Source organism: Paralcaligenes ureilyticus (assembly GCF_004346225.1).
Lineage (GTDB): Bacteria > Pseudomonadota > Gammaproteobacteria > Burkholderiales > Burkholderiaceae_B > Paralcaligenes > Paralcaligenes ureilyticus.
On sequence record NZ_SMAJ01000007.1, the window covers coordinates 115,265 to 139,872 of the forward strand.

21 protein-coding genes and 1 other RNA gene are annotated in these 24,608 nt (G+C 56.6%); 8 read left to right on the top strand and 14 right to left on the bottom strand.

The window, feature by feature from the left end; genetic code table 11:
- Nucleotides 1–50 precede the first annotated feature (50 nt).
- Genes EDC26_RS11210 through EDC26_RS11220 form a run of 3 tightly spaced genes read right to left on the bottom strand, consistent with a single transcriptional unit; the run spans nucleotide 51 to nucleotide 3,143 of the window.
- Nucleotides 51–914: a metallophosphoesterase gene (locus EDC26_RS11210; RefSeq protein WP_132582575.1), complete on the bottom strand. Its 864-nt coding sequence runs from the start codon at nucleotides 912–914 to the stop codon at nucleotides 51–53.
- Nucleotides 915–973: 59 nt separating this feature from the next.
- Nucleotides 974–2,728, bottom strand: coding sequence for an AAA family ATPase (locus tag EDC26_RS11215; RefSeq protein ID WP_165931001.1), 1,755 nt, complete (start codon nucleotides 2,726–2,728; stop codon nucleotides 974–976).
- A gap of 25 nt (nucleotides 2,729–2,753) precedes the next feature.
- Nucleotides 2,754–3,143, bottom strand: coding sequence for a hypothetical protein (locus EDC26_RS11220; protein WP_132582577.1), 390 nt, complete (start codon nucleotides 3,141–3,143; stop codon nucleotides 2,754–2,756).
- Nucleotides 3,144–4,249: 1,106 nt separating this feature from the next.
- Here EDC26_RS11220 and EDC26_RS11225 point away from each other — a divergent pair.
- Nucleotides 4,250–4,894: a hypothetical protein gene (locus tag EDC26_RS11225; protein ID WP_132582578.1), complete on the top strand. Its 645-nt coding sequence runs from the start codon at nucleotides 4,250–4,252 to the stop codon at nucleotides 4,892–4,894.
- 110 nt (nucleotides 4,895–5,004) lie between these two features.
- Here the strand turns inward: EDC26_RS11225 and EDC26_RS11230 are convergent, their stop codons facing one another.
- Entirely contained in the window at nucleotides 5,005–5,463 is a 459-nt protein-coding gene (locus EDC26_RS11230; protein ID WP_132582580.1) for a hypothetical protein, read from the bottom strand.
- Nucleotides 5,464–5,697: 234 nt separating this feature from the next.
- Here EDC26_RS11230 and EDC26_RS11235 point away from each other — a divergent pair, with 234 nt between their 5' ends.
- Nucleotides 5,698–5,943, top strand: coding sequence for a helix-turn-helix domain-containing protein (locus tag EDC26_RS11235; RefSeq protein ID WP_132582582.1), 246 nt, complete (start codon nucleotides 5,698–5,700; stop codon nucleotides 5,941–5,943).
- A gap of 514 nt (nucleotides 5,944–6,457) precedes the next feature.
- Here the strand turns inward: EDC26_RS11235 and EDC26_RS11240 are convergent.
- Complete coding sequence (locus tag EDC26_RS11240; protein ID WP_132582584.1) at nucleotides 6,458–7,459, bottom strand: PDDEXK family nuclease; 1,002 nt, start codon at nucleotides 7,457–7,459, stop codon at nucleotides 6,458–6,460.
- A 97-nt stretch (nucleotides 7,460–7,556) separates the two neighbouring features.
- Between EDC26_RS11240 and EDC26_RS11245 the strand changes: the two genes are divergently transcribed.
- The gene (locus EDC26_RS11245; protein WP_132582586.1) at nucleotides 7,557–8,630 is read left to right on the top strand and encodes a RelA/SpoT domain-containing protein; all 1,074 of its coding nucleotides are present in this window, start codon (nucleotides 7,557–7,559) and stop codon (nucleotides 8,628–8,630) included.
- Between the two features lie 784 nt (nucleotides 8,631–9,414).
- On the opposite strand, the gene ssrA is transcribed toward EDC26_RS11245, so the two are convergent.
- Nucleotides 9,415–9,783, bottom strand: a transfer-messenger RNA (tmRNA) gene (ssrA, locus tag EDC26_RS11250).
- Nucleotides 9,784–10,241: 458 nt separating this feature from the next.
- Here ssrA and EDC26_RS11255 point away from each other — a divergent pair.
- Nucleotides 10,242–10,631, top strand: a complete 390-nt coding sequence (locus EDC26_RS11255; RefSeq protein ID WP_132582588.1) for a cupin domain-containing protein — start codon at nucleotides 10,242–10,244, stop codon at nucleotides 10,629–10,631.
- A 12-nt stretch (nucleotides 10,632–10,643) separates the two neighbouring features.
- On the opposite strand, the gene EDC26_RS11260 is transcribed toward EDC26_RS11255, so the two are convergent.
- From EDC26_RS11260 to hisN, 5 genes are all read right to left on the bottom strand, one after another.
- Nucleotides 10,644–12,098 (bottom strand): M81 family metallopeptidase, encoded by a 1,455-nt coding sequence (locus tag EDC26_RS11260; RefSeq protein ID WP_132582590.1) that lies wholly within the window; start codon nucleotides 12,096–12,098, stop codon nucleotides 10,644–10,646.
- Between the two features lie 12 nt (nucleotides 12,099–12,110).
- Nucleotides 12,111–13,274: an iron-containing alcohol dehydrogenase gene (locus EDC26_RS11265; protein ID WP_132582592.1), complete on the bottom strand. Its 1,164-nt coding sequence runs from the start codon at nucleotides 13,272–13,274 to the stop codon at nucleotides 12,111–12,113.
- A gap of 9 nt (nucleotides 13,275–13,283) precedes the next feature.
- Entirely contained in the window at nucleotides 13,284–14,672 is a 1,389-nt protein-coding gene (locus tag EDC26_RS11270) for an aldehyde dehydrogenase family protein (RefSeq protein WP_132582594.1), read from the bottom strand.
- Between the two features lie 28 nt (nucleotides 14,673–14,700).
- Nucleotides 14,701–16,086 carry a glutamine synthetase family protein gene (locus EDC26_RS11275; protein WP_132582596.1) on the bottom strand — a complete coding sequence of 462 codons (1,386 nt, stop codon included), beginning with the start codon at nucleotides 16,084–16,086 and terminating at the stop codon, nucleotides 14,701–14,703.
- 69 nt (nucleotides 16,087–16,155) lie between these two features.
- A complete protein-coding gene (gene hisN, locus EDC26_RS11280) occupies nucleotides 16,156–16,950 on the bottom strand; it encodes a histidinol-phosphatase (RefSeq protein WP_132582598.1) in 795 nt (264 codons plus the stop codon).
- 243 nt (nucleotides 16,951–17,193) lie between these two features.
- Between hisN and EDC26_RS11285 the strand changes: the two genes are divergently transcribed.
- The 4 genes from EDC26_RS11285 to EDC26_RS11300 all read left to right on the top strand — a co-directional run bounded on the left by EDC26_RS11285 (nucleotide 17,194) and on the right by EDC26_RS11300 (nucleotide 21,803).
- On the top strand, nucleotides 17,194–18,207 hold the full coding sequence (locus EDC26_RS11285; RefSeq protein ID WP_132582600.1) for an ABC transporter substrate-binding protein: 1,014 nt from the start codon (nucleotides 17,194–17,196) through the stop codon (nucleotides 18,205–18,207).
- 168 nt (nucleotides 18,208–18,375) lie between these two features.
- A complete protein-coding gene (locus EDC26_RS11290) occupies nucleotides 18,376–19,383 on the top strand; it encodes an ABC transporter ATP-binding protein (protein WP_132582602.1) in 1,008 nt (335 codons plus the stop codon).
- Nucleotides 19,380–21,038 (top strand): ABC transporter permease subunit, encoded by a 1,659-nt coding sequence (locus EDC26_RS11295; RefSeq protein WP_132582604.1) that lies wholly within the window; start codon nucleotides 19,380–19,382, stop codon nucleotides 21,036–21,038. The genes EDC26_RS11290 and EDC26_RS11295 overlap by 4 nt, the downstream gene beginning before the upstream one ends.
- Nucleotides 21,039–21,803, top strand: a complete 765-nt coding sequence (locus EDC26_RS11300; protein ID WP_132582606.1) for a DeoR/GlpR family DNA-binding transcription regulator — start codon at nucleotides 21,039–21,041, stop codon at nucleotides 21,801–21,803. It abuts the gene before it with no gap.
- A gap of 595 nt (nucleotides 21,804–22,398) precedes the next feature.
- Here the strand turns inward: EDC26_RS11300 and EDC26_RS11305 are convergent.
- The 3 genes from EDC26_RS11305 to ompA all read right to left on the bottom strand — a co-directional run bounded on the left by EDC26_RS11305 (nucleotide 22,399) and on the right by ompA (nucleotide 24,498).
- Entirely contained in the window at nucleotides 22,399–23,076 is a 678-nt protein-coding gene (locus EDC26_RS11305) for an HAD family hydrolase (RefSeq protein ID WP_132582608.1), read from the bottom strand.
- Nucleotides 23,077–23,105: 29 nt separating this feature from the next.
- Entirely contained in the window at nucleotides 23,106–23,840 is a 735-nt protein-coding gene (gene ubiG / locus EDC26_RS11310) for a bifunctional 2-polyprenyl-6-hydroxyphenol methylase/3-demethylubiquinol 3-O-methyltransferase UbiG (RefSeq protein WP_132582610.1), read from the bottom strand.
- 76 nt (nucleotides 23,841–23,916) lie between these two features.
- Complete coding sequence (ompA, locus tag EDC26_RS11315) at nucleotides 23,917–24,498, bottom strand: outer membrane protein OmpA (protein WP_132582612.1); 582 nt, start codon at nucleotides 24,496–24,498, stop codon at nucleotides 23,917–23,919.
- Between the last annotated feature and the right edge of the window lie 110 nt (nucleotides 24,499–24,608).

Genomic DNA, 24,608 nt, shown 5'->3' on the forward strand with positions numbered 1-24,608 from the left:
GCGTCGCTCTTTTCGTCGTTTTACCCAAGTTACCGTTTAAGTTCAGATCGTCAAGGCTCATCATCATGCTCCCATGGTTCAAGCCACTGTTGGACCTCCTCGTGGCAGAGCACCAATAAGCAGGTGGTGGGCTTGCGCGCATAAGCTCCACGGTCAATGAACAGGTGCGAGGCATGTAGCACCATCTTTTTCAGCGGCGTGTGGCCCACGTAGGTCAAGGACAGCCCGGCATGCCTAGGCCGGTGGCTCACCAGCAGCGTGCCTGCGGAGGTATCCTTTTCTGTCGATTGCGCCGACTTGACCTCCCCCACCAGCCGTCGGCCCCAGGTGAGCGGTTCGATCATTTTCGCGAGCACCGCGTTATTGATCATGGCGTCCGTCAACACCCGTTTCGGTGGCAGTCTTTCCTCACCCTCGATCCGGTTGTACCAGGTATTGGATTCATCTACCCGACCCGTCATCAGCTCCGCATGCGCCACATGGAACTGCGTTCGTCCCTCGCCCACAGTCTTGACGTAGGGAAGCTTAGCCACCCGAGCCAGCAGATCACCCCGTAACTCCGCCTGTTCAGACTCGCTCAGGTCAAGCACCCAACGTCCGCCATTGTGAAAGAACAGCGCCGGCGCCTCGTTGTAGCCATAGGGCGGGGCCACCGAATAGACATAGTCGAGCAGCATGTCCTCGTGGTTCCCCCGCACCGCATGAAACCACGGTTCACGCAGCAGCCGCAGGCACCCCATGGAGTCTGGCCCACGATCGGCCAGATCCCCCACGGAGAAGATGCGATCCTTAGTCGGATCAAAGCCAATACGATCCAACTGCGCCTGAAACAGGTCCAGGCACCCGTGCATATCTCCAACGATAAAGTCGCGCCCGACCGTATTGGCCGGCAGGCGTTGATGTAAAGCTGTCATGATGGTCCTTTCTTTCTCGGAATACGCCGGCCTGCCCTGAGTAGACAGGCCGGTGCGGGTTAATGCAACGTGTACAGCAGCTCATCGGCATCGCGCCCAAAGAGATCGAGCAAGGCGCGGCGCATCTCGCGTGGAGCCAGGCCGCGCAGCAACGCCAATTGGCGTGGCGTGACGGTCAGGACACCGGCCGGCAAAGCCCAGGACCGTTCTAGGTCGCCCAGGAGACCCTTCACGATCACCTCGGCGTGCTCCGGTCCAGGCGCTGGAAAGAACACGGGTCGCAGCCGAGACAGTAAGGGCTTGACCAGGGCGCTTAGCGAATTGCTGGTGGCGATATACAGGCAATGCGACAGATCGCACTCGGTCATCAGGTAAATATCCTGATACCTCCGGGCGTTGCCGGGTTCGAGCAAATCCAGCAGAGCCTCCTGGGGGTCACCTCCGTTGCCGTACGCCGCATGCGCTTTATCCACCTCATCCAGAATAAAGAGCGGGTTGGCGATCTTTGTTTGCTGGATAAACTCGACCATGCGCGAAGCACGATTGCTCGCCCACCCGCGGGTGACGCCTTTCAGGACCTTGGTGTCGGTCGCGCCCGCCAGGTTGATGACAGTGTTGGGTGTTCCGAGTAAATCGCTCAAGCGCTGCGCGAACCGCGTCTTACCCGTCCCCGGAGGGCCTACGAGCAGGACCGGAGCCATGCCTAGACGTACCACGCCGTAACGCCGGCGGGCGATCAGATCGCTCATGACCACCGCGATCGCCTCCTCCGCCCACGGGAATTCGTCTGTGAGCGTCGCTCGCAGGTCGTAGAGCTTCGCCAGAGCGGGAAACGTGGTGAACGCCATGGGCTTGCGCAAGACCTCGTACTGTTTGAGGTACTCGGACTCGGCCCGCTCGCTGGAGTTGGGGATGACGCCGCGCACGATCACCACCTGGTCCTGGCCTGGCTGCACCGAACGCGCTGGCACGGGCTTTGTGCTGGGCGGAACCCGATTCTGCTCCAGATCGTCCAGGCGCACATAGACCGCGAGCTGTTGCTCGATCAACGCCATGCGATAAGCCTCGGGATCCCTCGCGTGCAGGGACGCGGCCTGGATCAGGCGGTTCCAGAGCGGTTTCATCCAGGCGAGCGCCTCACGGCGTTGCGCGATGGGTGAAACGGACTCGGACATACGTGGGGTGGGCAAAAACGTCAGGTAATTGACCACACAGGCCAAGGCGCACCCAAACGCTTCGGGCCCCCAGTCGGTAAAACCGCGTTGCACGTGGCGTAGCGTTACGCGTGCGCCTAGGTACCACGCGTGCGCGACCTCCTGGCCGACCCCGGAGAACAGGCGCGAAGCCGGCCTATCGGGTTCCACTAAACGGGGCAAGGGGTCCTCTTCGAGATTGAACTCGATCTTTTGATCTCGCCGCGCCAAGAGCACATTAGCCAGTGCCAGGGCGCCCACGACGCTATTGAGCTGGCGCGCCAGGTGAAACCATTCGCGCGGTTGGCTGCTACCGGCCACGCCGTGGCCGTTGGGGAAACGGTCCTGCACGAACCGTCCTAGTGCCACGGCGGCGGCTGCGCGAACGTGGCGCGCCTCGTGGAGATCGGCCACCACTGCGAGGAACCGTTTGATCGGGATCAAGGGATGCGCGCAGGGCTCCTTGCTGCGATAAAGGAGTGTCAAAAAATCATCGCCATAGAAATTCTTCAATGGTGCATCGGGCAGGTTCGCAGCCGGCGCATCCTCGCCTAGGATACGCGCGCAGGTTTCGGCATCTAGAAATTGGGCCAAATGGGCCGTAAATTCATCGTGGTTCATGATGGTGCTTTCCATCCGTTATTCGTTATGGTGGGTCGGTACGGCACGCAGAGCATAGGGTGCTTAACCAGCCGCCTTTGTCCTCTACGGCGCTGTGGCGTCCACAGCGTTCGCAGACGTGGGCGCAGGTGGCCACGGCCAAGTCGACCGCTTCTCGCAGCGCTGCGGCCGTTTCGTCGTCTGCGCCATGAAGCTCGTAATAAAAGCGCAAGCCGCCAAATTTCTCTTTGACTTGTCGAACTTCCATTGAGGCGCCAGGCGCTTCTTGCAGGACCGTGTCCAGGCGCGCGCAGAGCGCGGCGATAAGAGAGCTCCAGCCGTCGCCAATCTCAAAGCCCCAGGTCAGAGGGCCTTTGGGAAAGAGGCGTGGATAGATAGTGGGCAAAGCGTCCAGACGAGCACGAGCCTCGGACATGATGTTCTCCGATCAAAAAAGTAAGGTAAAAAGGGGGGCAACTTTAATAGCCGCCCCGACTGATCCGGGCTAGCGATTAGGCGTGGGGCCGAGTGAGCGACAAACGCTGCGCCATCGGTGAATGTGGGCCATGAGAAGCTCCTTAACGATTTTCTGGATGACGCGGGCGCTTCAAACGTAAAAGCCCCGCTCGATGGCGGGGCTTTTACGTGCTCGACAGAAAACTACTCTGGGTTCACGTCCCCGCGCGCCATGACCCCTATCACCGTCTCGGTGTAGGTGTCTATGTCAACAATGAGGTTACGCCAGCAAATCATGATAGGTCTCAACAAGAGAGGGAAAGCGTGTTTAGAAAATTTCTTTATGGGATGGTTTTAGTCTATCGAACCGAATGCGAGGCGACAATCGGAATGTACAGGAAATGGCTCAAAATTCGTGTGAACGTTGCGTAAAAATAACTAAAACAGCGTACACCGCCACGAACCTACCACTTTAGCCGCCGACGCCGCCATAAACCTACCACTTCAAGTTGGAAGGTCCTTATTGGTTTTGTATTTTTGAATGGCGAACTCATTAATGCACCGTTTTGTTTGAAGCTAAATGAGTGTGAATCAACCACCCGTACAAGCTCATGACGAGCTCGTCGCTCGGAGCATTAACGCTTCGATAGGCGAGACACATGGCAAAACGAAGGAGTTGATTGGCGGTACTTTCTGTCATGCCTGTAGTTTGGGCATGTTTTATGGATGAGGGAATTCGTAGTTTCCGATGGGCGTCGAGCTTAAAGCCCAATCAATGTAGCCTTGCCGCTTTAGAAAATTTGATATCATCGTGCGAAATACCAAGCCTTGGATCAGATCTATATTCGATGGCCTATTGATCCGGCTTTTCCCCCAGAGACAATAAACGGCCAGGTACGGACATTTGTACAATGCACCCGAAGTTAGGCCCTAGATCACTCACTGCGACTAGGTAGCATCTGCCAGTCAAGGTTCATCATTGGGTGACCGAGTACACATGCACGCAATGCGTTTTTCCACAAGCTCTCTTGCATGAGCACAAGCGCAAAAGATCTGATATCGGGAGCGAACGAAACGGAACTGACAATGGAAGCACTGAAAGAAGCAAGGGAGATCGCCATGCGGCTGAAGCAGGCTCTACCTGCAACGGTCGATGCGGTCCAACAAGGCATCGATCACAAGACCGTGTTTTATATGTTGGTTGCCCGGGAATTATCGATCCACCGCGTCGTGGCCCTCGGGGATGACGTACTTGCTTTGCTTGACTCTAGACGTTACCTGAGCGCCTCAATCCTTGTGAGATCGATGCTCGAAACTATTGCAGTCTTGGGATTCATCCTTCGGGCTTTAGAAAAATTCGAAAAAACGTCTGACGTTGCGGTCCTATACACACAGGTTCAAAGAATCATCGTCGGGTCTAGAAACGGTGACGAAAAAGACCCTTCTCCCGTTCATGTGCTTGACGCGATCCGGGCGACAGAGAGCTTTCTGCCTGTTCCGGGGCTCATGCACGTATACGAAAGCATTAGCGAATTCGCACATCCGAACTGGAGCGGCCTTATGGGTACCTTCGGCAAACATGAGAACGCGCTTTTGGTTCGATTCAGTGATGAGTCCCGAGCGACACCTCCAGTAGCGCTATGGCTAACAATAGCACTGAGCTCCTTTGAGCACCTGTACGATTTGCTTGGGAAATCGATTCTTCAAGCAGCGGCCCATTTTGCCAAATAGCATCTACAATCTCGGCAATAATCCGTTGCTTATATGATACCTTTCTCATAAATTGACGAGACAGGTAGGCCTCATCTTTCGACCAAGGGCCGGCTTGGGAGAGCCGAAATTTAACGTTCGTCGTGCCCGCCCACTGCCATGGACGCCGAGAAAATAATGCGTTGATTCTTTAATTCGAGCACCGCATCAACTTCATCCTCATCCATGTAGGATTTTCCGTTGACACATTTATAGACGTGGACTGGGCGGCTTGTTTCGAGCGCAATTCCAGACACGATTTCCGCTAACGGCTCCATCGACCATTTCGTGGTCCCGTTCATGCGCGGTGGACTGACCAGTTGTACGTCTATTGCTTTGAGGTTGTTCGCGCGTTGCTCAATCAGGTCTGCTATGTCTTGGGGCAGATAAAACATTAACGTATCAGTCCAGCTTGCCTCTCCATCGGATAAAACGATCGTTACCCAAAACCATGGGATATTCAAGCTCCACTCGATAAAACGCCAACTTCTTGATCCCTTTTCGAACCAGGCACCCATGGGGGTCTCAGCGTTGTCATAGGTATAGAACATCGGAACTCCCGTTGGTAACCAGTGATCGCGTTGGGACTCGGTACACGCGGTATTCCCCAGCTCGCATGCTTCAAGGGCGTTAGCGCATCCATGCCGACCCAGCACCATGCAAGCTTCACAGAACCAAATCCATTTTGAGGAAAGTATACAAAGGTAAATGACAAATGTCACTTATAGAGAGTGTACTTATATAGCGTGGACTCATCTTGCATATATTCATAGCATGCCGGAGATATGAATGACAGACACATACCACCCCCATCTCCACTTATTTTTTTCGGTCGCAGGCTTGCGCAGCTTCGTAAAGCGCAAGGCGTGTCCCAGGAACAACTCGCGCTGATCAGTGGAATCGCTCGCAGCTATGTCAGCGGGGTGGAGCGAGGGCAGCGCAACATTTCACTTCTGAACATCCTGCGTCTGGCTCAAGCCCTGAACTTACCGCCGGTCGCTTTATTGGAGCCGCCCGAGCAAAAAGAGTAGTTTCGCTCACTTGAGTATCAAAACACCAGGTGCTCAGTCAATCTGTGTTCCTCACACGCTTACTTTCAATGTTCTTTTTATGCAAAAATTTCCGCCCTAGCATGCCGTCCGTCATAAAGCATGATGTGGCCATTCAAAAAAACCATAACCCAGCAATTTGGCCACGTTATGGGTTTGGGTACGACAACCTGTGTCGTTAAGCATAATCCCGCCGGAAATTAAAGCATAAAGCTACCGCTAGCTCCTCTGTTCCCTGGGGAGCGTAAACCCCATGCACTTTATGGATAAAGGATATCTTTGCCGATTGTCTTCTTTTAAACCATAAGGCTGCCAATCGTTCAGTGATAAAACTGCCCCTATTTTACAGGGTGTTTTGGCTTCGATGCGTGCGCTTCTACTCTTAGTCTGGCGACCAGCGCAGTCAGACCGTAGGACGTCCAAAGCAGACAAGGTATTTTAGTTTTTGTGCTTTGTGCCTCCTCTTTGAAGAACCCTGGGGTTTGCACCTGATGGCCTAGAACGGTATGTCGTCTGGGAACGGATCGAGCACCTTATCTTGAGGCAGCGCATTCTTTGGCAACGGCAGGTTGGTAACAATGAACAGGTTTAGGATGTCATCCCTATCCATGAACATGACCTGTGAACGCTTTGACGCATCTAACTTGTTGCCGATCCAATTGCGGGCCTGTTTGGTGATCTCGCCGCCTGCGACGATGAACGCGTGGTCCACCAGCACACGCCGGTTCAGCTCAGGATCGAATATTTCGTGGCCGAGCATCATCGTCACCTGGTTGTGAATTTCGGCTACATTGGCGGATCCTGCCTTGCCGACGCCTGCGGAGTCCAGCTTGCCCTTCTTGGCCTGTATGCCGAAGTAGAGGACATGGAGTGTCGGTAACGTGTACTTCATCCACATGTCTTTGCCGTACTCCAGCGCTTTGTCTTTGTGCCCGGCCGCAGTTATGCGATGGAATCCAAGCTGCCGAAAAAGCGGCAGTAATACTTCCTCGATAAGCTCGTCTTCGGTGCATCTGTCCAGGTAAGCTGTCAATTGCTCTCTTCGTTGAAGCTCAACTGGCGTCAATGGTCGATGCGGGTTTGCCATCTCAGCGATGGTATTCGTGGCCGTATGGCGAAGCTGCCCGATGCTATGTTCGTCGTAGAAGGCTTCCCATCCTTCGCGAGTCAAGACCGTATTTAAAGCGGCGAGGGCCTTACTCCTGTCTGGATCGCCTTTCTGCGCATCGCTTTTGTCCAGAACGGCGCGAATTATTCGAATGAAGGCGTCTGGTGGTACTGTTGGCCCCCGATGGGGTTGCGCAAGGACTTCCTCTAGACGGCTGGCGACCCACGGGGATCGCGATGAGCCGTCATGGGTGTAGTCCAGATTACAGTCTTGAAAGAACTCGGTCAGGTACATGCTGGACCGATACCGAAAGTCGCTGACGCCGTCAGGGCCTACGTTGCCACATATGAGTTCGGCCAACCCGCGAAGATTTCTGCTTTTCCATTTCATGCTGGACCAATTTCCTGTAAATGGGTTGGACATCTCGCAAGCCTTGAGGTACTGGTAACGGGTAAGATTAACAAGTTTTTACAACCAGAGCATCGCTATGTTTACTCGTGATCTACCCACCTTCTTAGAAAGAAACGCAATTTCGAGCGAAGTATGGGAGCGAAGTGGTTTTACCTGGGAGCAATTAGTCGAAATTGCAGATCACTATGAAGCTCGCAAGATAGCACTGGGCAATGCTGCTGAGTTCCTAGTAAAGCCTATACAACAGTTGCCACAAGTTCATTCGGTTCGGTGGCGAATCAAGGATACTGAACATGTGCTCGAGAAAATCGTACGAAAGCGATTCGAGGGATCATCAAAATATCTAACAATCACCCGAGAGAATTACACGGAGAAGATTACCGATTTGATCGGCCTTCGCGCCATCCATTTGTTCAAGGTGGATTGCTATCGCATTGATGCTGCTCTCCGTGAGCTATGGAAACCGCTGGAGAAGCCCATCATTTATATAAGGGAGGGAGATCAACCGCCGGTTCAATCTAAAAGCTTTAGTGTAAAGAAGCACCCAGCAGGATATCGCTCAATTCATTACGTTCTTTCAAGTCAGCCGGTGCAAGAACCCATTAAGTTTGAATTGCAGGTTCGCACAATTTTCGAAGAAGGTTGGAGCGAAATAGACCATCAAATTCGCTATCCAAACTTTTCTGACAATCCACTTGTATCCTACTTCCTTACGATATTCAACCGCATGGCTGGCAGCGCCGATGAAATGGGCGGCTTTGTTCAGGATCTGGTTTCTACGTTGAAAGAAGCTCAGGCAGAGGTGGAAAATAAAGAAGCCTCGTTACGTGCTATGGAAAATCAAATCCATGAGTTGACAGAATTAAAGAAACAAGACGCCGAGTCTCAACACATCATCTCCAACTTAAAAAGCGAGATTGATAGCTTACGGCGAATGCCATCGCACGACTCGATGACTGCACTTGGCTCTAGGGCGATGGGCCGCAAACTTGGACTATTTGGCTCGGTAGACCTAGACTCTGCTGTCAGAAAGATTGTTAAAGACTCGCTCGCTTACAGTTCGAGCGCCAAGGACGTAAAAGAACTATTGAGCAATACCTCTAGTGCGGCGGCATTAGCCCGGGCACTGAAAGATATGGATAAAAAGTAACGAGTAGCACTGAGGCTTAGCTTCCAATGGAAGAGTATGTCCCCTGGCGCATTCTGACTGAGGAAAATGTACATTCGGTGAGATGTTGCGGCGCTTCGTTCGCGAGGTATCGAGCCGATTCGAGTCTGGAGCGGTCATTCACCATAAAGACTTGAAGGGCAGCTTCTGGCCTATTATGTTGAAAAACTCGATTCTTGACCATCGAATTCGGATCGTGAAAAAAACGACCCTCCAGAATCGCATGTATGCCACGATCGCCTGTCGAGCAAGGGGTCAGTACCCCGTTGGATGGTTTAAAAACCGTTCATTGGGAGTTTTTCAACACAATAGGCCGATTGTAGTCATACGCAAGAGTCCGAATGCGACCGAGGGTGTGTGAAAACGCGATTCACTGACGATTTCTAGGGTCCTTGACCCCTTGGCGAAGCCAAGAAAATTGATCCTACGTCAATCTGAGCGATCGATATTGCAGACGTCCTTGGCGAGCGTACGTTTCTACGCAGCCTCGACCCAATGCCGCCGGTCTGATGAGGGCGCCCGTCCGTGGGTAGAGCCGCGTAAAGCACTACAGCCAAGAGCATGATTGCTGGGAGCTGATTCGGAAATTAAAAAAGCCAGTCAAGACTGACTGGCTTCTCTACGATGCTTGGGCAAAACTCTTGATACTAGCCCCGGATCCCGAAAAAGCATGATGTTGCCGATCGGGAAATAAAGCATAACGCCTCCGAGTGGCAGTTTTATGCTTAACGGCACACAACCTCGAATACACTTCGAGATCAAAGATTGGTGGAGCCGGCGGGAATTGAACCCGCGTCCGCAAATCCTCTACAGGTAGTTCTACATGCGTAGTCAGATCATTTTAAGTTTTAACCGTGGACTCATGCCAACTGACGGGCCCTTTCCTGGCGATTCGCGTTTTGTTTAAGTGCTAACCCAGCGACCTGATTAGCCCCGATTCTTTGTAAGTGACGCTGCTGTAGGTTTTACCCCACCCGGTCCAAAGACAAACCGGTGCAGCGGCTTACCGCAACTAAGCGGCTAAAGCGAAACGCGAGTCGTTTGCGTTTGTAGTGTTCCAGTGGATTTACGAGCTTACTGGTGCTCGGCATGCTCTACGCTGTTTCGCAATCCACGTCGAATCCAGATCGGCCCCGGTTTTGTGGTTGGTAATACAACTTCAATAAGTTAGTTTTGTTGCATTATTGGTTCGTTGCCCACTCACTAAAAGAATGAACTATGGATACTTATGGATAGAGCCATACTTACATAACTCTATAAAATCATTTAATTTCAACACACTATGCTTATTTTACTGCAAATATGGATAATTTGGGGGGTAGACCGTTAGCGTTTGTATTTGTTCCAGTGGATTTACGAGCTGACTGGTGCTCGGCATGCCCTACACTGTTTCGCGACCCACGTCGAAGCCAAGTCGACCCCAGTACGGCTATTGTAGCCTAGATATGGGCTGTTTGACGGAAATTCAAGGCCACCTCGCTTTATAATGAAGTGCCCGCCTGGACGGCTCGTGCCTATCGCCTTGGCCTGTCGCGGCTCGAGCAGGTTCCGCCATTGCCGCAGCGGACGTTTATCGATTTTCAAGGGTCAAATATGAACGCTTCCGGGTTGGTGGTTTCTCATGCGCGCGAGGGGGGCTTTGAACGCGGCATGCGGTCTTTCTTCGAGTATCGCGATCTGGGCATCAATGCGGCCACGCAAGGGCAGGTGGTGGCACATGTGATTCGTGCGGTGCCGGGAACCGAGCACGTCAGCACGCTGCATTGCCATAAGGTGGAATTTCAGTTTGTCTTTGTGCTGCAAGGCTGGGTCGAGTTCGAATACGAAGGGTATGGCCCGGTACGGCTGGAACGGGGCTCGTCGGTGTACCAGCCGCCGGGAATTCACCATCGGGAAATTGCCCATAGCGACGACCTTGAAATGCTGGAAATTGTGATGCCTGCGCAATTCGAAACCGAAATGGTCCCCGCGGCAAGTGCCTGATCAGACCCCACGCTACAAAATTTCCACACCCGGCCGCAGGCGCCGGTAGTGCAGGGTGTGCAGATCGGCGGTATTGGCGCCGGGCGCGGCCACCACCCGGATGTCGTCGGCCAGGCTGGCAAAGTCGGCCCGGAAATGCACCGTGCTTTTCAGCACCAGTATTTTGTAGTCGGCGGGCTCGGCGCCTACATGGCGAAACATGGCCTGATCGGCGGCTTGTTGCTTGCGGCTCGATACGACAATATCCAGGCCTTGCGTGCGCACCCGGGCCATGGGGCCCAGATCCATGCGGCAGCCCAGGTAAAAAGGCCCGGTGCCGGTAAACTTCCCATCGCCCAGCGCGACCACGGTAAACGACGTCACAAGGCTGGGCGCTCCCACACCGCTGTGGCCGCCCAGCGCATGGGTTAGCGTTTGATCTGTCCCTGCGGCATGGGCCGCTGCTGCAAACGCCGGGTCGCAGACGATTCCGGCGCAAGCCTGGTGAACGTTGTTGCGCAGCAATGCGTGCAGCAGATCGGTGGTGTCGCCCGAGCCGCCGCCGCCCGGATTGTCTTGCGTATCGGCCAAAATCAGGCGTTGTCCGGGGGCAGGCAAGGTGAGGGCATCGCTGATGGAGTACAGCCTGCCGTGAAATGCGGGTTTGGCCTGCATGACCTCTTGGTGCAGGCGGTCGGCCGCCTGATCGGCGGCCTCCTGGTTGCCGGCGTAGACCAGGACGCTGGGGCCGCTGTCGCGGATGTCGGCCAGCGGAAAACCGGGAATGAATTGCGCCTCCAGCACGGTGTCGTTTTGCAAGGCCTGTGCGTTTGCCATCAGTCGGCGTGCCGGCTCGGCCAGTGTGCTTTGCCAGGGCATGGGAATCAGGAAGGGCGCGCGGCGCATCGCGGCAAATAAAGGGTGGCCGGCCAGCCGGCGCAGCAACAGTGCACAGGCGCGTTGCCCGGTATCGGCCATGTCCACATGCGGGTAGCTGCGGTAGGCGACCAGGGCATCGGCGTTTTTCAGCATGGCGTCCGAGATATTGGCGTGGAAATCCAGTGCGGCCACGATCGGGATATCCGCGCCCAGCCGGGCGCGCAGGCGGTGTAATAGTTCGCCTTCGCCATCCTCCAGGTTTTGCGTGACCATGGCGCCGTGTAAATCCAGAAACAAGGCATCCAGCGGTTGGTTCTGATCCAGCTTGCGTTCCAGGCTTGCAACCACGGTGTCGTAGGCGCTTTGTTCGACCGGCCCCGAGGGGTTGGCCGAGCACCATAAGAGGGGAACCAGTGTGTGCCCGGTTTTTTCCATGGCCTGGATGAATCCGCTGATGGCCAGATTCATGCCGCGAGTGGCGGCCGGGATTTCGGCGTCTTCAATCAGGCCCGGCCAGGCGTCGGCCTCGACAAAGCGGGCCAGGGGCGTGAGACCTTGAGCGAACGTATTGGTCTCGTGCAAAAATCCGGCGATGCCGATTCGGGCCATGGCCGCAGTCCTTTAAAGTATGCCCGAGATGGCTTTGTTCAGAATCTCCGAATACTGTTGCGGGCTGTAGCTGATCGGGTTGGTGTGCGAAGAGCCGTCTGCGACGGCCATGCGGCCGATATCGTCCGCCCGGTCCGCGGGGATGCCGATTTCGGCCAGCGTGTGAGGGATGCCTATGGCCTGGCGCATTTTCAACACCCAGTCCAGAAAGCCTTCAAAGCTGGCATCGGGCAGGTTCATGTAGCGCGCCAGCGCGGCGATCTTGGTGGCGATGGCCGATCGGTTGGCAACCAGGACATAGGGCATCAGGATGGCGTTCAGCGTGCCATGGTGCGCGTCGTACACGGCGCCCAGCGGATGCGCCAGCGCGTGCATGGCGCCCAGGCCTTTTTGAAACGCCGTGGCGCCCATGGCCGAAGCCACCAGCATATGGTGGCGCGCTTCGATGTTGGCGCCGTCTTTGACGGCGGTGGGCAGATACTGCTGAACCAGGCGTATGCCTTCAAGGGCAATGCCGTGCGCCATGGGATGGTAGAAGGGCGAGCATAGGGCTTCCAGATTGTGCGACAAGGCGTCCATGCCGGTAGCGGCCGTCAGCCGGGCGGGCAGGCCCACGCTGAGTTCCGCGTCCAGAATAACGATGGCGGGCAACATCCGTGGATGGAAGATAATGCGTTTGACGTGAGCCGCCTCGTCGGTGATGACCGACGCGCGTCCTACTTCAGACCCGGTGCCGGCGGTCGTGGGCACCGCAACGACAGGTGCCATGCCCGCTTCATTGACGCGCAGGTAGTTATCGCCCACATCTTCAAAGTCCCAGAGCGGCCGGGTTTGCCCGGCCAGGAGCGCCACTGCCTTGGCGGCATCGAGCGCCGAGCCGCCGCCAAAGGCGATCACGCCATCATGGCGGCCGGCGTTAAAGGCGGCCACGCCGTCGCTGACGTTAGTGCCGGTGGGGTTGCCTTTGATGTGGGCGAACAAGGAGCAATCCAGCCCGGTCTGTCTGCATGCAATGACCAGCGCGTCGACCATGGGCAGCGCCGCCAGTCCGGGATCGGTAATCAGCAGGGGGCGGGTCATGCCCAGTTGCTTGCAAAAGGAGGGTAGCTCCTTGATGCGGCCTGGGCCGGCTTTAACGGCGGTGGGGTAGTTCCAGTTAACGTGCAATGAGTTCATGGTGGAGTTCTACAAAGAACGGAGGTGATAGGATTTGGCTTGTGTGACGGGCTCGTAGCCCAGTGCCGAGAGCGACACGCCGTGGCCGGTGTTTTTAACACCGGTCCAGGCCAACGCCGGATCCAGGTAGTCGCAGCGGTTCATGAAGAATGTGCCGGTTTCAATCTGGCCGCCGATGCGCAGCGCAGCCTGCATATCGCGGGTGAAGACGCAGGCTGTCAGGCCGTAAGGGCTGTCGTTCATCAGCGCGATGGCCTGCGCATCGTCCTTGACCGGCATAATGCCCACGACTGGCCCGAAGCATTCGTCGTTCATGACGGCCATGTCGTGATTGACATTGGTGAGTAGTGCCGGGGCGACGTAGGCGTTGCCGGCTTGCGCCATGCCGAATCGCCCGGCATCGATCAGGTTGGATGCGCCTTTGCGTATCGCCTCGTCGACGACACCGTGGATTTCTTTTGCCGCGCTCGCGCGCACGACAGGACCCAATGTGGTGCCGGGATCGAGCGGATCGCCCAGCACGTATTGGTTGGTCAAGGCCACGGCACGCTCGACGAATTCCTGATAAACGCTTTGTGCCACGTAAATGCGCTGGATGCCGCAACACGATTGTCCGGAATTGAAGTAGGCCCCGTCGACCAGGGTATCGACGGCTTGCGCCAGGTCGGCATCGGCGCGTACATAGGCCGGATCGTTGCCGCCCAGTTCCAGGCCCAGGCCGATGAAGCGGCCGGCGGCGGCGGCCTCGACCGCGTGACCGCCAGGCACCGAGCCGGTGAATGACACATAGTTGATCTCGGGCGCCTGGATCAAGCGCCGCACCGTGTCGTGCGTGGCATGAACAAACTGAAAAACGCCTGCGGGCAGGCCCGACTCGGCAAAGGCCTGAACCATCAGCTCGGCGCACAAGGGCGTCTGGTCGGAGTGTTTAAGAATGACGCTGTTGCCGGCCACCAGCGCGGGGACGATGCTGTTGACGGCCGTGAGCAAGGGATAGTTCCAGGGGGCGATGGTGAACACGACGCCCACCGGCTCGCGCGCGATGAAACGCGTCAGCGTGTCTTTTTGCGGTATTTCGATGGGCGCCAGGGCCTGGGCCGCGATCGAGATCATGTGATGGGCGCGTTCTTCGAAGCCGGCCACTTCGTTGGGCGTATAGCGCAGCGGCCGGCCCATTTGCCGGGTGATCGCCAGCGCGATGTCGCTTTTGTTTGCGACAAAGCGTGCGACGGCGGCGCTCACGGCTTTGCAGCGTTCGTCCAGAGATCGGGCGGCCCAGGCTTTCTGGGCCGTGCGGGCCTGCTGCACGATGCGGGCAATCTCGGCCTCGCCGGTATAGGCGCGGCGCAACAGTTCTTGCCCGTTGATCGGGCTCACGGTGATTAATTCGGATGGCATGAGGGTCCTGTGATGTCGGGTGCGGCGATTATATGATCTCGAAATAACGGGCCAGTTCCCAGTCGGTGACGTGGCGGCGGAACTGGCGCTCTTCCCATTCGCGGGTGGCGGCAAAGTGCTCGACGAACGGATCGCCGAACACGGATCGCGCGGTGTCGGACCGGCGCAGACGTTGCGCCGCCTCCCATAAAGTAAGGGGCAAGCGCAGGTGGTCGGGAAATGTTTGGGTATAGGCGTTGCCGGTGACCATGGGGTCCGGGGTGAGTTCCTGCTCAATGCCCGCCAGTCCAGACCCCAGCGCGGCGGCGAGCGCCAGAAAGGGATTGGCGTCTGCCGAGCCGATGCGCACTTCGACGCGCTGTGACGAGTCCGAACCGGGAATGACGCGCAGCGCGGTGGTGCGGTTTTCGATACCCCAGGTGGCGTCGAGCGGCGCCCAGTAACCGGGCACCAGGCGTGAATAGCTATTGACGGTTTGCGCGTACATGGCCATGAATTCAGGCAGATAGCGCTGCAGGCCGGCTATGAACTGGCGCTGCTTCGTGCTGATGCCATGTTCTTGCGATGCGTCGAAAAACGCATTCTTGCCGCTTGCGCGATCGCGCATCGACAGATGGATATGGCCGCTTTGGCCGGCGTGCTGGGCCGACCATTTGGCCATGAAGGTGGCCATCAGGCCGTGCTGTTCGGCCAGTGCCTTGCTGAATGTCTTGAACAAAAAACCTTTGTCGGCGGCGTTGGCCATGCTGTCGACGGCGATGGCCGCTTCCAGCACACCGGGGCCTGTTTCGGTATGCAGGCTTTCAATCGGCATATCCATTTTTTCGGTCATGTCGATCAACTGCGTATAAAAGTCCGAATTGACGGTGCTGCGCAATACCGAATAGCCAAAGTTTCCCGGCGTCCAGGTTTCCAGGTTGCGGTAGTTTTTTTCCCGCACGGATTTGGGCGTTTCGTTGAACATGAAAAATTCGTATTCCAGCGCCGAAAACACATCGAAACCCATATCGCGGGCGCGATCCAGCGTGCGGTGCAGGACCCGGCGCGGGCAGATTTCGGCGGCGCGGCCGTCCAGTTCGGCAATGAAGAACAGCATGTTTTCGCCGTTGGGGCCTTTTTCCAGCGGCAGGCGGCGGCACGTGGTGGGATCGATGCGCACCTGAGCGTCTGGGTAGGCCGTATGCCAGCCTGTGAACTGCACGTTGTCGTACAGGATGTCGTTGGAATCCCACCCCATGACAACGTCGCAAAAGGCCAGACCCGATTTAAGGGCGGATAAAAATTTTTCTTTGCGCATGTATTTGCCGCGCATGATGCCGTCGATATCGGACAGCCCGATCTTGAAATGCGACAGGCCGCTTTCCTGGACTAAACGTATTGCGTCATCGGTGGTCTTGACGGCTCGTTCTTGCATTTGTCATCCCCAAAGTCTTCGGTGGTATTGGTTGCGAAAGCTGGCGTGTGATGGTTGACGGGCGAGTGCTTAGGCGGCGATGCGCGCCAGCGCCTGCCGATGCAGCACGGCGTTGGCCGAAGCCAGCACCTGGCCGCCCGATTGCAGGCCCAGGGGCTCGCCCTGCCAATTGGTAATGATACCGCCGGCGCCTTCGATAATGGGCGCCACGGCCAGGTAATCGTAAGGCTGCAGGCCGGCCTCCATGACCAGGTCGATATGGCCTGAGGCCAGCATGCCGTAACTGTAGCAATCGCCGCCGAAGCGGCGCAGATAGACCGACTGGCTCAGTGACTCAAAGGCCTGTACTTCGGGGCCGGTAAAAATATCGGGCGTGGTGGAATACAAAATGGCCGAATCCAGCGACGTTGTGCGGCGCGTGCGGCAGGGCTGGCCGGCGAAGATGGCGGGTTGTTGGTCTATGCGAAGCCAGCGCTCTGATGTGGCGGGTATGTCGATAAGCCCCATAACGGGTTGTCCGCGGTGCAGCAGCGCCAGCAAGCAGCCCCATAACGGATGGCCGGAAATAAAGCTGCGCGTGCCGTCGATGGGATCGATCGACCAGACGAACTCGGCATCGACATTGTTCAGGCCGAATTCTTCGCCGAGGATGCCGTGTTGCGGATAGCGGCGGTTGATCGCCGTGCGCAGCGCCTGTTCGACTTGCCGGTCGGCAATCGTGACAGGGCTTTCGTCGGCCTTGGTGTCGATAGTGAGTGGGTGACGAAACCATTTCAGCGAGATTTTACGGACTTCGGTGGCGATTTCCTGAGCGAAATCCGCCATTTCGATCAGCGATGCCTGCTCGATCTGAAAATTATTCATTGCATGATTCTTTAAAAATAGTTAGTAATAACAAATAGTTATATGAATTTTCAATTTTTTAGGCAGTGAATTTATTTTTTTTAGTCTACCCATACTTGCAAAAATAAGCAAATTTCCACAAAATAGCAACAAACCACAATCGGACGCCGCAATGTCCGGGGGTTTTCACCGAAAATGAACGGTGCAGAAGGTCTGTTTGGAAGTAAGAGTTGTTGAATATTCCTAAAAGAATCAGGAGATACCATGAAAGCTTCACATAAACTCGTTTTAGCAACAGCCTTGCTTAGCGCCTTCGGATGGAGAACCGCGCAGGCCGGAGCCATTACCGTCTACACCGCGCTCGAAGATGATGAAATTTCCGAGTACCTGGCCGCGGCCAAAAAAACCATGCCTGACATCACGGTGCACGTATTGCGCCTGTCCACCGGCGATATGGGCGCGCGCTTGCTGGCCGAGGCGAAGAATCCGCGCAACGACGTGGTCTGGGGGTTTGCCGTCACCAATATGCTCGATCCGCGCATTCAGGCTTTATTGCAGGCGTACGAGCCAAAATCGGCTTCGGCGCTGCCGGCCATGTACAAGGGAAAGGATGGCAAGTGGTTCGCCGCGACCGGATATATGGCGGCATTTTGCGTGAATACCGACAGGCTCAAGGCCAAGAAGCTGCCCATGCCGGCGTCATGGAAGGATCTGACCAACCCGGTTTATAAAGGCGAAATAGTCATGCCCAACCCGGCTGCATCGGGCACGGGCTACTTGCAAATAGCGGCTCTGATTCAGGGCATGGGCGACGAGAACGGCTGGAAACTTATTTCCGAGCTGAACAAGAATGTGGCGCAATATACCGATTCGGGCTCCAAGCCGTGCAAAATGGCGCGTACAGGTGAATACGCGATAGGCGCCTCGTTTGCCTTTCCGGCCATGCAATCCATTGAACAGGGCTTTCCCGTCAAAATGGTAATACCCAGCGATTACGATGGCTACGAGCTGGAGGCTTCGGGCTTGATGAAGAGCTCGCAAAACGTGGCCGATTCCAAGCGTTTTCTCGATTGGACCTTGTCGCCGGAAGCCGCCGCCTTGTACAAGAAGTACAAGGAAATCGTGACGATTCCGGGCGCCACGCCATCCGCGGCCTCAATAAAAGCCGGCTTGCCCAGTGACGTATCCAAGGTTCTGTACCCCATGGATTTCGCTAAATCGGCATTGCACCGCGCTGAAATCATCAAGAAATGGCAGTCGGTCAAACAGGGCGGCTAAGCCGTATTTAGCTGGCGACGAGGCGCAGACATAACGCAGATGTAGCGGCACCCCTTGTGGGTGCCACCTCTTCCTGACGGCGAATCCGGCGGCGCTGCGATGTAGCGGCAGCCCTTGTGGCTGCCATCAACAACTAACCACGCGAACCTGAAAAATGCTGGGTACGGTATGAGTTTAGAAATTTCCAACGTCTGCAAGCAGTTCGACAATTTTGTCGCGCTCAACGATATCAATTTATCGGTGGGCGAACACGAATTCGTGTGCCTCCTGGGTCCGAGCGGCTGCGGCAAAACGACGTTGTTGCGTATTATCGCGGGCTTGCTAAGCCTGGCCAGCGGCAAGTTGATGTTTGCGGGGCGAGACCTGAGCGCGGTGCCGGCTCGCGAACGGGGCTTTGGCATCGTGTTCCAGTCGTATTCCCTGTTTCCCAACATGACCGCGGCTGAAAATGTCGGGTATGGCCTGAAGATCCGGGGCGAGTCCGGCGCGCGAATCCAGGCGCGCGTAGAGGCCTTGCTGCAGCTGGTCAAAATGCCGCATCTGGCCGAGCGGTTTCCCTGGCAGCTATCGGGCGGCCAGCAACAACGGGTGGCCCTGGCGCGGGCGCTGGCCGTTGACCCGAAATTGATTTTGCTCGACGAGCCCTTATCGGCGCTGGACGCCCGAGTCCGCAATGAGATGCGGGTGGAAATACGCGATGTGCAACGGCGCCTGAAAATCCCTACCATCATGGTGACGCACGATCAGGAAGAAGCCCTGATGCTGGCCGACAAAATCGTGTGCATGAATAATGGCTGCATCGAGCAGGTAGGCACACCGCAAGATCTTTATTTACGCCCCCAGACCCGATTCGTGGCCGACTTTGTGGGGGTCAGCAATCTCTTGCCCACGGCCTGGGTCAGGGCCAATTTGCCTGACTTGATGGCGCATCGTCCGGCGGGCGACGATGCCGCGTTCGAGGTCTGCATACGTCCCGAAAACATAGGCATCCAGGCCTATGGGCGGTCCGATGCGGTCATTGCATCGATGACGTTTCTGGGCAACCTCAGCCGCGTGCAGGTGGAGTGGCGCGGGCATCGGTTTACGGTCGAGGCCTCACGCCTGGCCGGCCTGCAGACAGGCTCTTCGGTACGTTTATTGCTGAGTCCGGCGGATTGCAGTTGGGTGCGTGTATGAAGCGCTTTGTCCCGCGCACCGCCGAACAGTGGCTGGTGGCCGCGTGCGTGGCGTTTCCAACGCTGGGGTTGGTGCTGTTTCTGGCTTACCCTTTGTCGATGATTGTCTGGCAAAGCTTTACGCTGAAAGAGGGCGGCGTGGGCTTGGGCAATTACGCGGCGATTTCGTCGACCCCCGGGTTATTGAAGGCCGGGTGGAACAGCCTGGTGGTCAGCCTCAGCACTACGGTGGCGTGCGTGGTCGCAGGCTTCGGGATTGCCTATGCGCTCGAGCGTACCTGCATGCGCGGCAAACGCGCCTTGCGCAGTGTCTTGTTGCTGCCTTTGCTGGCACCTTCTTTGGTGCAGGGCCTGGGCCTGCTGTTCATATTGGGGCGCAATGGCCTGGTGCATCAATGGACGGGCTGGGAGGTCAATGTTTACGGTTATTCGGGCTTGCTGCTGTCCGATATTTTTTATGCCTTGCCCCAGGCGGTGATGATCATCCAGGTGGCGCTGCGCAATTCAGACGCGCGCTACTATGATGCGGCGTCGGTCATGGGGGCCACGGGCTGGCGCAAGTTTTTCGACATTACCTTGCCTAACGCCAAATTTGGTTTGCTGAGCGCCGCGTTTGTGGTCTTTACCATTACCATCACCGACTTCGGCAACGCGGCGGTCATCGCCGGCGATTATCGCGTCCTGGCCACCGAAATATTCAGCCAGGTGTCGGGGCAGATGGACTTCGGCATGGGTTCGGTCGTCGGCATTATTTTGCTGCTGCCGTCGCTCGTGTCGGTGTACATCGAGCGCGTCTCGTCGCAAAAACAATATGGCACGGTATCGGAAGGGCGCATTCCTGTCAGCGCCGAGCCTGTTGCGTGGCGCGATGCGCTATTTGCCGGATTTGGCTACTTCATTATGTTTTGCATTCTGGCCATTATTGTTGTGGTGGTGTTTGCCAGCTTCGTCAAACTCTGGCCCTACAACATGAGCCTCACATTGAATAATTTCAACGTGAATATCAGCAATGGCTATCAACCGATCTGGACCAGTTTGTATGTGTCGGTGATCGCCGCGGCGATCGGCGTGCTGATGCTTTTTGCGCTGGCCTTCGGCACCAAGCATATGCAGGGGCGCTTGGCCAAAGCCGTTTATTTGCTGGCCGTTTTGCCGGTGGGCGTGCCCGGCCTGGTTCTGGGCCTGTCGTATATCTTTGCGTTCAATGACCCCAGTACGCCTTTATCCTTGCTGTATGGCACGGCCGTGCTGATTGCCCTGTGCAATTTCTATCACTATCATACGCAGGGCTTTCTGACCATGATGACTGGCATGCGCGCCGTGCCCCAGGCGCTGGAAGAGGCGATCAGTTGTCTGGGCGGGAGCATGCGTCGCATCCTGACCGATGCGGTACTGCCGTTTCTCGCGCCCACCGTGCTGTCGGTTTTCTTTTTTCTTTTTATGCGTTCAATGGTGACCTTGTCGGCCGTTATTTTCCTCGTGACCCCGCAGCTGGATCTGGCGGCGGTGTCGGTGATGCATTTGAATGAGGCGGGTTTCGTTTCCCAGGCCGCGGCATTTTCAACCATCATCATGCTGGTCGTGGCCTTGGCCTTGTTGATGATGAAACTATTTCTGTCGCGCGTGACGCCCAGAATGAGTATGGAGGGCAGTTGAATGTGGCTTGAAGCGCGGCATCAAAGAATTCAATCTTTGTTGGATCGGCTCGATCGGGTTACCACCGAACAAATTGTTGAAGAGCTGGACGTATCGCGCGAAACCGTGCGCCGCGACCTGCTCGAACTCGAGGCGCTGGGCGTGTTGAAACGGGTGCATGGCGGGGCGATCCGTATTTCCTCCGAACCATCCATCGATAAGCGGATTACGACGCGCGTCAAATTCAAACAGGCTATCGCCCGCGCGGTGGCCCAGCGGATTGATCGCACTCTAACGCTATTTCTCGATGCGGGCAGTACGACCACGCTACTGGCTAAAGAACTATCGCAGTTGTCCGACCTGGTCATTGTCACCAATTCGTTTGACGTGGCTTTGGGTTTTAACGCCGGGCAGGCCACGCCGGGCAATCGGGTGATTGTGCTGGGTGGCGACTTAAGCAGCCGGATAGCGGCCACGTCGGGCGCGGCAACCGTGTCCGAGATCGGCCGTTATTGTGTGGATATGGCCGTGCTCTCGCCGGTGGCTGTCGACGCTACCTATGGGGCCACGAGCTACGATCCGGAAGAGGCCGCCATTGCGCAGGCCATGGTGAAAAACGCCAAGAAAACGGTGATTCTGGCCGACTATAGCAAAATCGGCCTGCGCAGCCGCATCAGCTACTGTACGGCTGGTCGCATCGATTTGCTGGTCACCAACGCGCGCGCGGTGGATCAGGAAGGCTACAAGGAGCTGGCCGCCAAGGTTCGCGAAGTCGCCCTGGTTTAAGGCTCGTAGCGTCACCCGTGGCGCCACCCGTAGCGCCACCCCTTGTGGGTGGCATTCGCTGCACGTGACATTCTTTTTTTGTGTCGCCCTATCTTGCTTAAAACCTTCTAGCCCCGCATCGTGGCCGCTTAAGGCGGATCGGGCTCTGACGGTCACGGTTCTGGCTGCGCCAGAACTTCCCGCGCGCAGGGCCGGCTTCGGGGCGGCGTGCGAACTCGTGGGGCGAATAGCCCCCCGGGCTATTCGCAATCGTCCCACTCGAACAGCGCACGCCTTGGATCCCCGAAGCCGGCCCTGCGCGCGGCGTGCCCGAATCGCCCGCCCCGCCTTAACCGCCCACGACGCTCGATCGGTGGCTAACTCGGTGGCTAACCGTATTTGTAGTGGCGTTACTCGTGGGCGCCATCCCATGCTGTGGCGGCAGCCCTTGTAGGTGCCAAATCGTTGATATGGACGGACTGTCGCTAATGTGGCGGCAGCCCTTGTGGCTGCCAAGAATCTGCCACCCACGAGGGGTGGCGCTACGGAATTCACGATCATGTTTTTGTAGTGGCAGCCCTCGTGGCTGCCATTTCAACGAATGAACCGACCGCCCCTACGCGGTTTGACCCACCGTGCTCAATCGCTGTATGGCTGGCCAGATATCTTGCGGGGTTTGCGCGATTTCGTCGGCGTTCCACGAGGACACGGCCAGATTGTCGCCGCAATACCCATAGGCGGCTGCAATGGTTCGCATGCCGGCTGCGCGGCCGGCAATGATGTCGCGTTCATCGTCGCCTACATAAACGCATTGTTCGGGCGCGTAGCCGGTTTGTTCGGCGGCATACAGCAACGGCGCCGGGTGGGGTTTGGTATGGCTGGTCGTGTCGCCGCCCACTGTAATGGCGCAGTCCTTTTCCAGGCCCAGATGGGCTACCAGCGGAGTCGCCAGATATTTCGCTTTGTTGGTGACAATGCCCCAGGCATAGCCATTTTGCTTCAGGGTGTTCAGCAGCCCCTGGATTCCGGTAAACAATTGGGTCAGAGACGTCATATCCTGTTCGTAGTCGTCCAGGAACTGCAGGCGATGGCGTTCGTAATCGGGGTGGTCGGGGTTGATGTTCAGGCCGGCCTTGAGCAGGCCGCGGGCGCCCTGCGAGGCCATGGGCCGGAAAACTTCGTAAGGTAAGGGGTCCAGCCCCTGACGGGTGCGCTGTTTGTTGGCCGCCACGGCCAGATCGGGGGCGGTATCGGCAAGCGTGCCGTCAAAATCAAATAAAACGAGTTTCTTCATTGAAGCTTCCTGGAGAACCTGCGGTGTTTCTATCCTTGGCGGCGGGTGGCGACCAGATAGTTGACCGAGGTGTTGCGCGAGAGTTTGTAGTGATCGGTCACGGGGTTGTATTCCATGCCGGCTAGATCTACGACGCCCAGTCCGGCCTGGCGCGCCGAGGCGGCGAGTTCGCTGGGTTTGATAAAATTTTCGTAGCTGTGTGTGCCCCGCGGCAGCAGGTGCAGCAGGTATTCGGCGCCGATGATGGCGAATAAAAAAGATTTGGGATTGCGGTTGAGCGTAGAGAAGAATACCCAGCCATCCGGTTTGGCGAGTTGCGCGCACGCACGGATGATGGAGGCCGGATCGGGAACGTGCTCGAGCATTTCCATGCATGTAACGACATCGAATTGGCCCGCTTGTTCATGGGCGAGTTGTTCCGCGCTAATGGCTTGGTAATGAATGGCCACGCCGGATTCGAGCCCATGCAGTTTGGCGACCTTAAGCGATTTTTCGGCCAGGTCGATGCCCGTGACCTCGGCGCCTGCCACCGCCATGCTTTCGGCCAGTATGCCGCCGCCGCAACCGACGTCGACCACTTTTTTACCGGCCAGCGAACCCAGCTGTTCCTGTATCCAGTTCAATCGCAAAGGGTTGATGGCATGCAGCGGCTTGAATTCGCTTTCGGGATCCCACCAGTGCGCCGCCAAAGCGCTGAATTTGTCGATTTCGGCCTGATCGACATTCGGGGCTTGGGAAGAGGGGGGGGGGTGTGCAACGGACATGATTTGTAAGCACCAGAATGAATAAAGGCCCCGCTGGGCGGGGCCTTTATTGTAGCGGTTATCGCAAACGGTATGACTATTTGCGGGTACCGACGATTTCAATCTCGACGCGACGGTTTTTAGCGCGGCCTTCACGAGTCTTGTTGCTGGCAACAGGATTCGATTTGCCTTTACCTTCGGCGTAGATGTGGTTGGCGTCAACGCCTTTGCTGATCAGGTAAGTCTTGACAGCGTTGGCACGACGTTGCGAAAGTTTCAAGTTGTATGCAACGGTACCGATCGAATCGGTGTAGCCCGTGGCGATGAGCGTTTCGAGGTTGATCGAGCTGGCTTGCGAAGCCACTTGGTCAAGCATTTGACGGCCAGCCGGTTTCAGCGTGGCTTTGTCGAAGTCGAAGAAGGCGTCAGCGTTCAGGACAACTTTGGTCGAGGTGGGAGCTGCCACGGGAGCCTGGGCAACCGTTGCAACACCATCACAACCAGCGATGCCGGTGGCTGGTGTCCAGAAATTGTCGCGCCAGCACAATTCTCTGGTGCCGTTTTTCCATACGTCGCCGAACGGATTACGCCAATTATCGACTGTTTGCGCGGATACTGCACCAGAAACCGAAACGGCTGCAAGGGCAAGCGCTAGTGCGAGTTTGGAGGGTTTGTTCATATTTCTCCTCGTTGAGCTTAATGCTGGTAAGTGACCGCAGCGAACCCCCGCCGCATATCAAGAAAACGTAGCCAGTATAGCAACGCTGTGAAGGCATTTAAAAAATTGTG

What these genes read in the sequence shown, in the direction of transcription:
- hisN (WP_132582598.1), bottom strand. Translation starts at nt 16,950, where the DNA reads ATGAATAATTTTCAGATCGAGCAGGCATCGCTGATCGAAATGGCGGAT.
- EDC26_RS11260 (WP_132582590.1), bottom strand. Translation starts at nt 12,098, where the DNA reads ATGGCCCGAATCGGCATCGCCGGATTTTTGCACGAGACCAATACGTTC.
- EDC26_RS11290 (WP_132582602.1), top strand. Translation starts at nt 18,376, where the DNA reads ATGAGTTTAGAAATTTCCAACGTCTGCAAGCAGTTCGACAATTTTGTC.
- ubiG (WP_132582610.1), bottom strand. Translation starts at nt 23,840, where the DNA reads ATGTCCGTTGCACACCCCCCCCCCTCTTCCCAAGCCCCGAATGTCGAT.
- EDC26_RS11225 (WP_132582578.1), top strand. Translation starts at nt 4,250, where the DNA reads ATGGAAGCACTGAAAGAAGCAAGGGAGATCGCCATGCGGCTGAAGCAG.
- EDC26_RS11220 (WP_132582577.1), bottom strand. Translation starts at nt 3,143, where the DNA reads ATGTCCGAGGCTCGTGCTCGTCTGGACGCTTTGCCCACTATCTATCCA.
- EDC26_RS11235 (WP_132582582.1), top strand. Translation starts at nt 5,698, where the DNA reads ATGAATGACAGACACATACCACCCCCATCTCCACTTATTTTTTTCGGT.
- EDC26_RS11265 (WP_132582592.1), bottom strand. Translation starts at nt 13,274, where the DNA reads ATGAACTCATTGCACGTTAACTGGAACTACCCCACCGCCGTTAAAGCC.
- EDC26_RS11300 (WP_132582606.1), top strand. Translation starts at nt 21,039, where the DNA reads ATGTGGCTTGAAGCGCGGCATCAAAGAATTCAATCTTTGTTGGATCGG.
- EDC26_RS11295 (WP_132582604.1), top strand. Translation starts at nt 19,380, where the DNA reads ATGAAGCGCTTTGTCCCGCGCACCGCCGAACAGTGGCTGGTGGCCGCG.
- EDC26_RS11230 (WP_132582580.1), bottom strand. Translation starts at nt 5,463, where the DNA reads ATGTTCTATACCTATGACAACGCTGAGACCCCCATGGGTGCCTGGTTC.
- EDC26_RS11255 (WP_132582588.1), top strand. Translation starts at nt 10,242, where the DNA reads ATGAACGCTTCCGGGTTGGTGGTTTCTCATGCGCGCGAGGGGGGCTTT.
- EDC26_RS11305 (WP_132582608.1), bottom strand. Translation starts at nt 23,076, where the DNA reads ATGAAGAAACTCGTTTTATTTGATTTTGACGGCACGCTTGCCGATACC.
- EDC26_RS11245 (WP_132582586.1), top strand. Translation starts at nt 7,557, where the DNA reads ATGTTTACTCGTGATCTACCCACCTTCTTAGAAAGAAACGCAATTTCG.
- EDC26_RS11275 (WP_132582596.1), bottom strand. Translation starts at nt 16,086, where the DNA reads ATGCAAGAACGAGCCGTCAAGACCACCGATGACGCAATACGTTTAGTC.
- EDC26_RS11210 (WP_132582575.1), bottom strand. Translation starts at nt 914, where the DNA reads ATGACAGCTTTACATCAACGCCTGCCGGCCAATACGGTCGGGCGCGAC.
- EDC26_RS11215 (WP_165931001.1), bottom strand. Translation starts at nt 2,728, where the DNA reads ATGAACCACGATGAATTTACGGCCCATTTGGCCCAATTTCTAGATGCC.
- EDC26_RS11240 (WP_132582584.1), bottom strand. Translation starts at nt 7,459, where the DNA reads ATGAAATGGAAAAGCAGAAATCTTCGCGGGTTGGCCGAACTCATATGT.
- ompA (WP_132582612.1), bottom strand. Translation starts at nt 24,498, where the DNA reads ATGAACAAACCCTCCAAACTCGCACTAGCGCTTGCCCTTGCAGCCGTT.
- EDC26_RS11285 (WP_132582600.1), top strand. Translation starts at nt 17,194, where the DNA reads ATGAAAGCTTCACATAAACTCGTTTTAGCAACAGCCTTGCTTAGCGCC.
- EDC26_RS11270 (WP_132582594.1), bottom strand. Translation starts at nt 14,672, where the DNA reads ATGCCATCCGAATTAATCACCGTGAGCCCGATCAACGGGCAAGAACTG.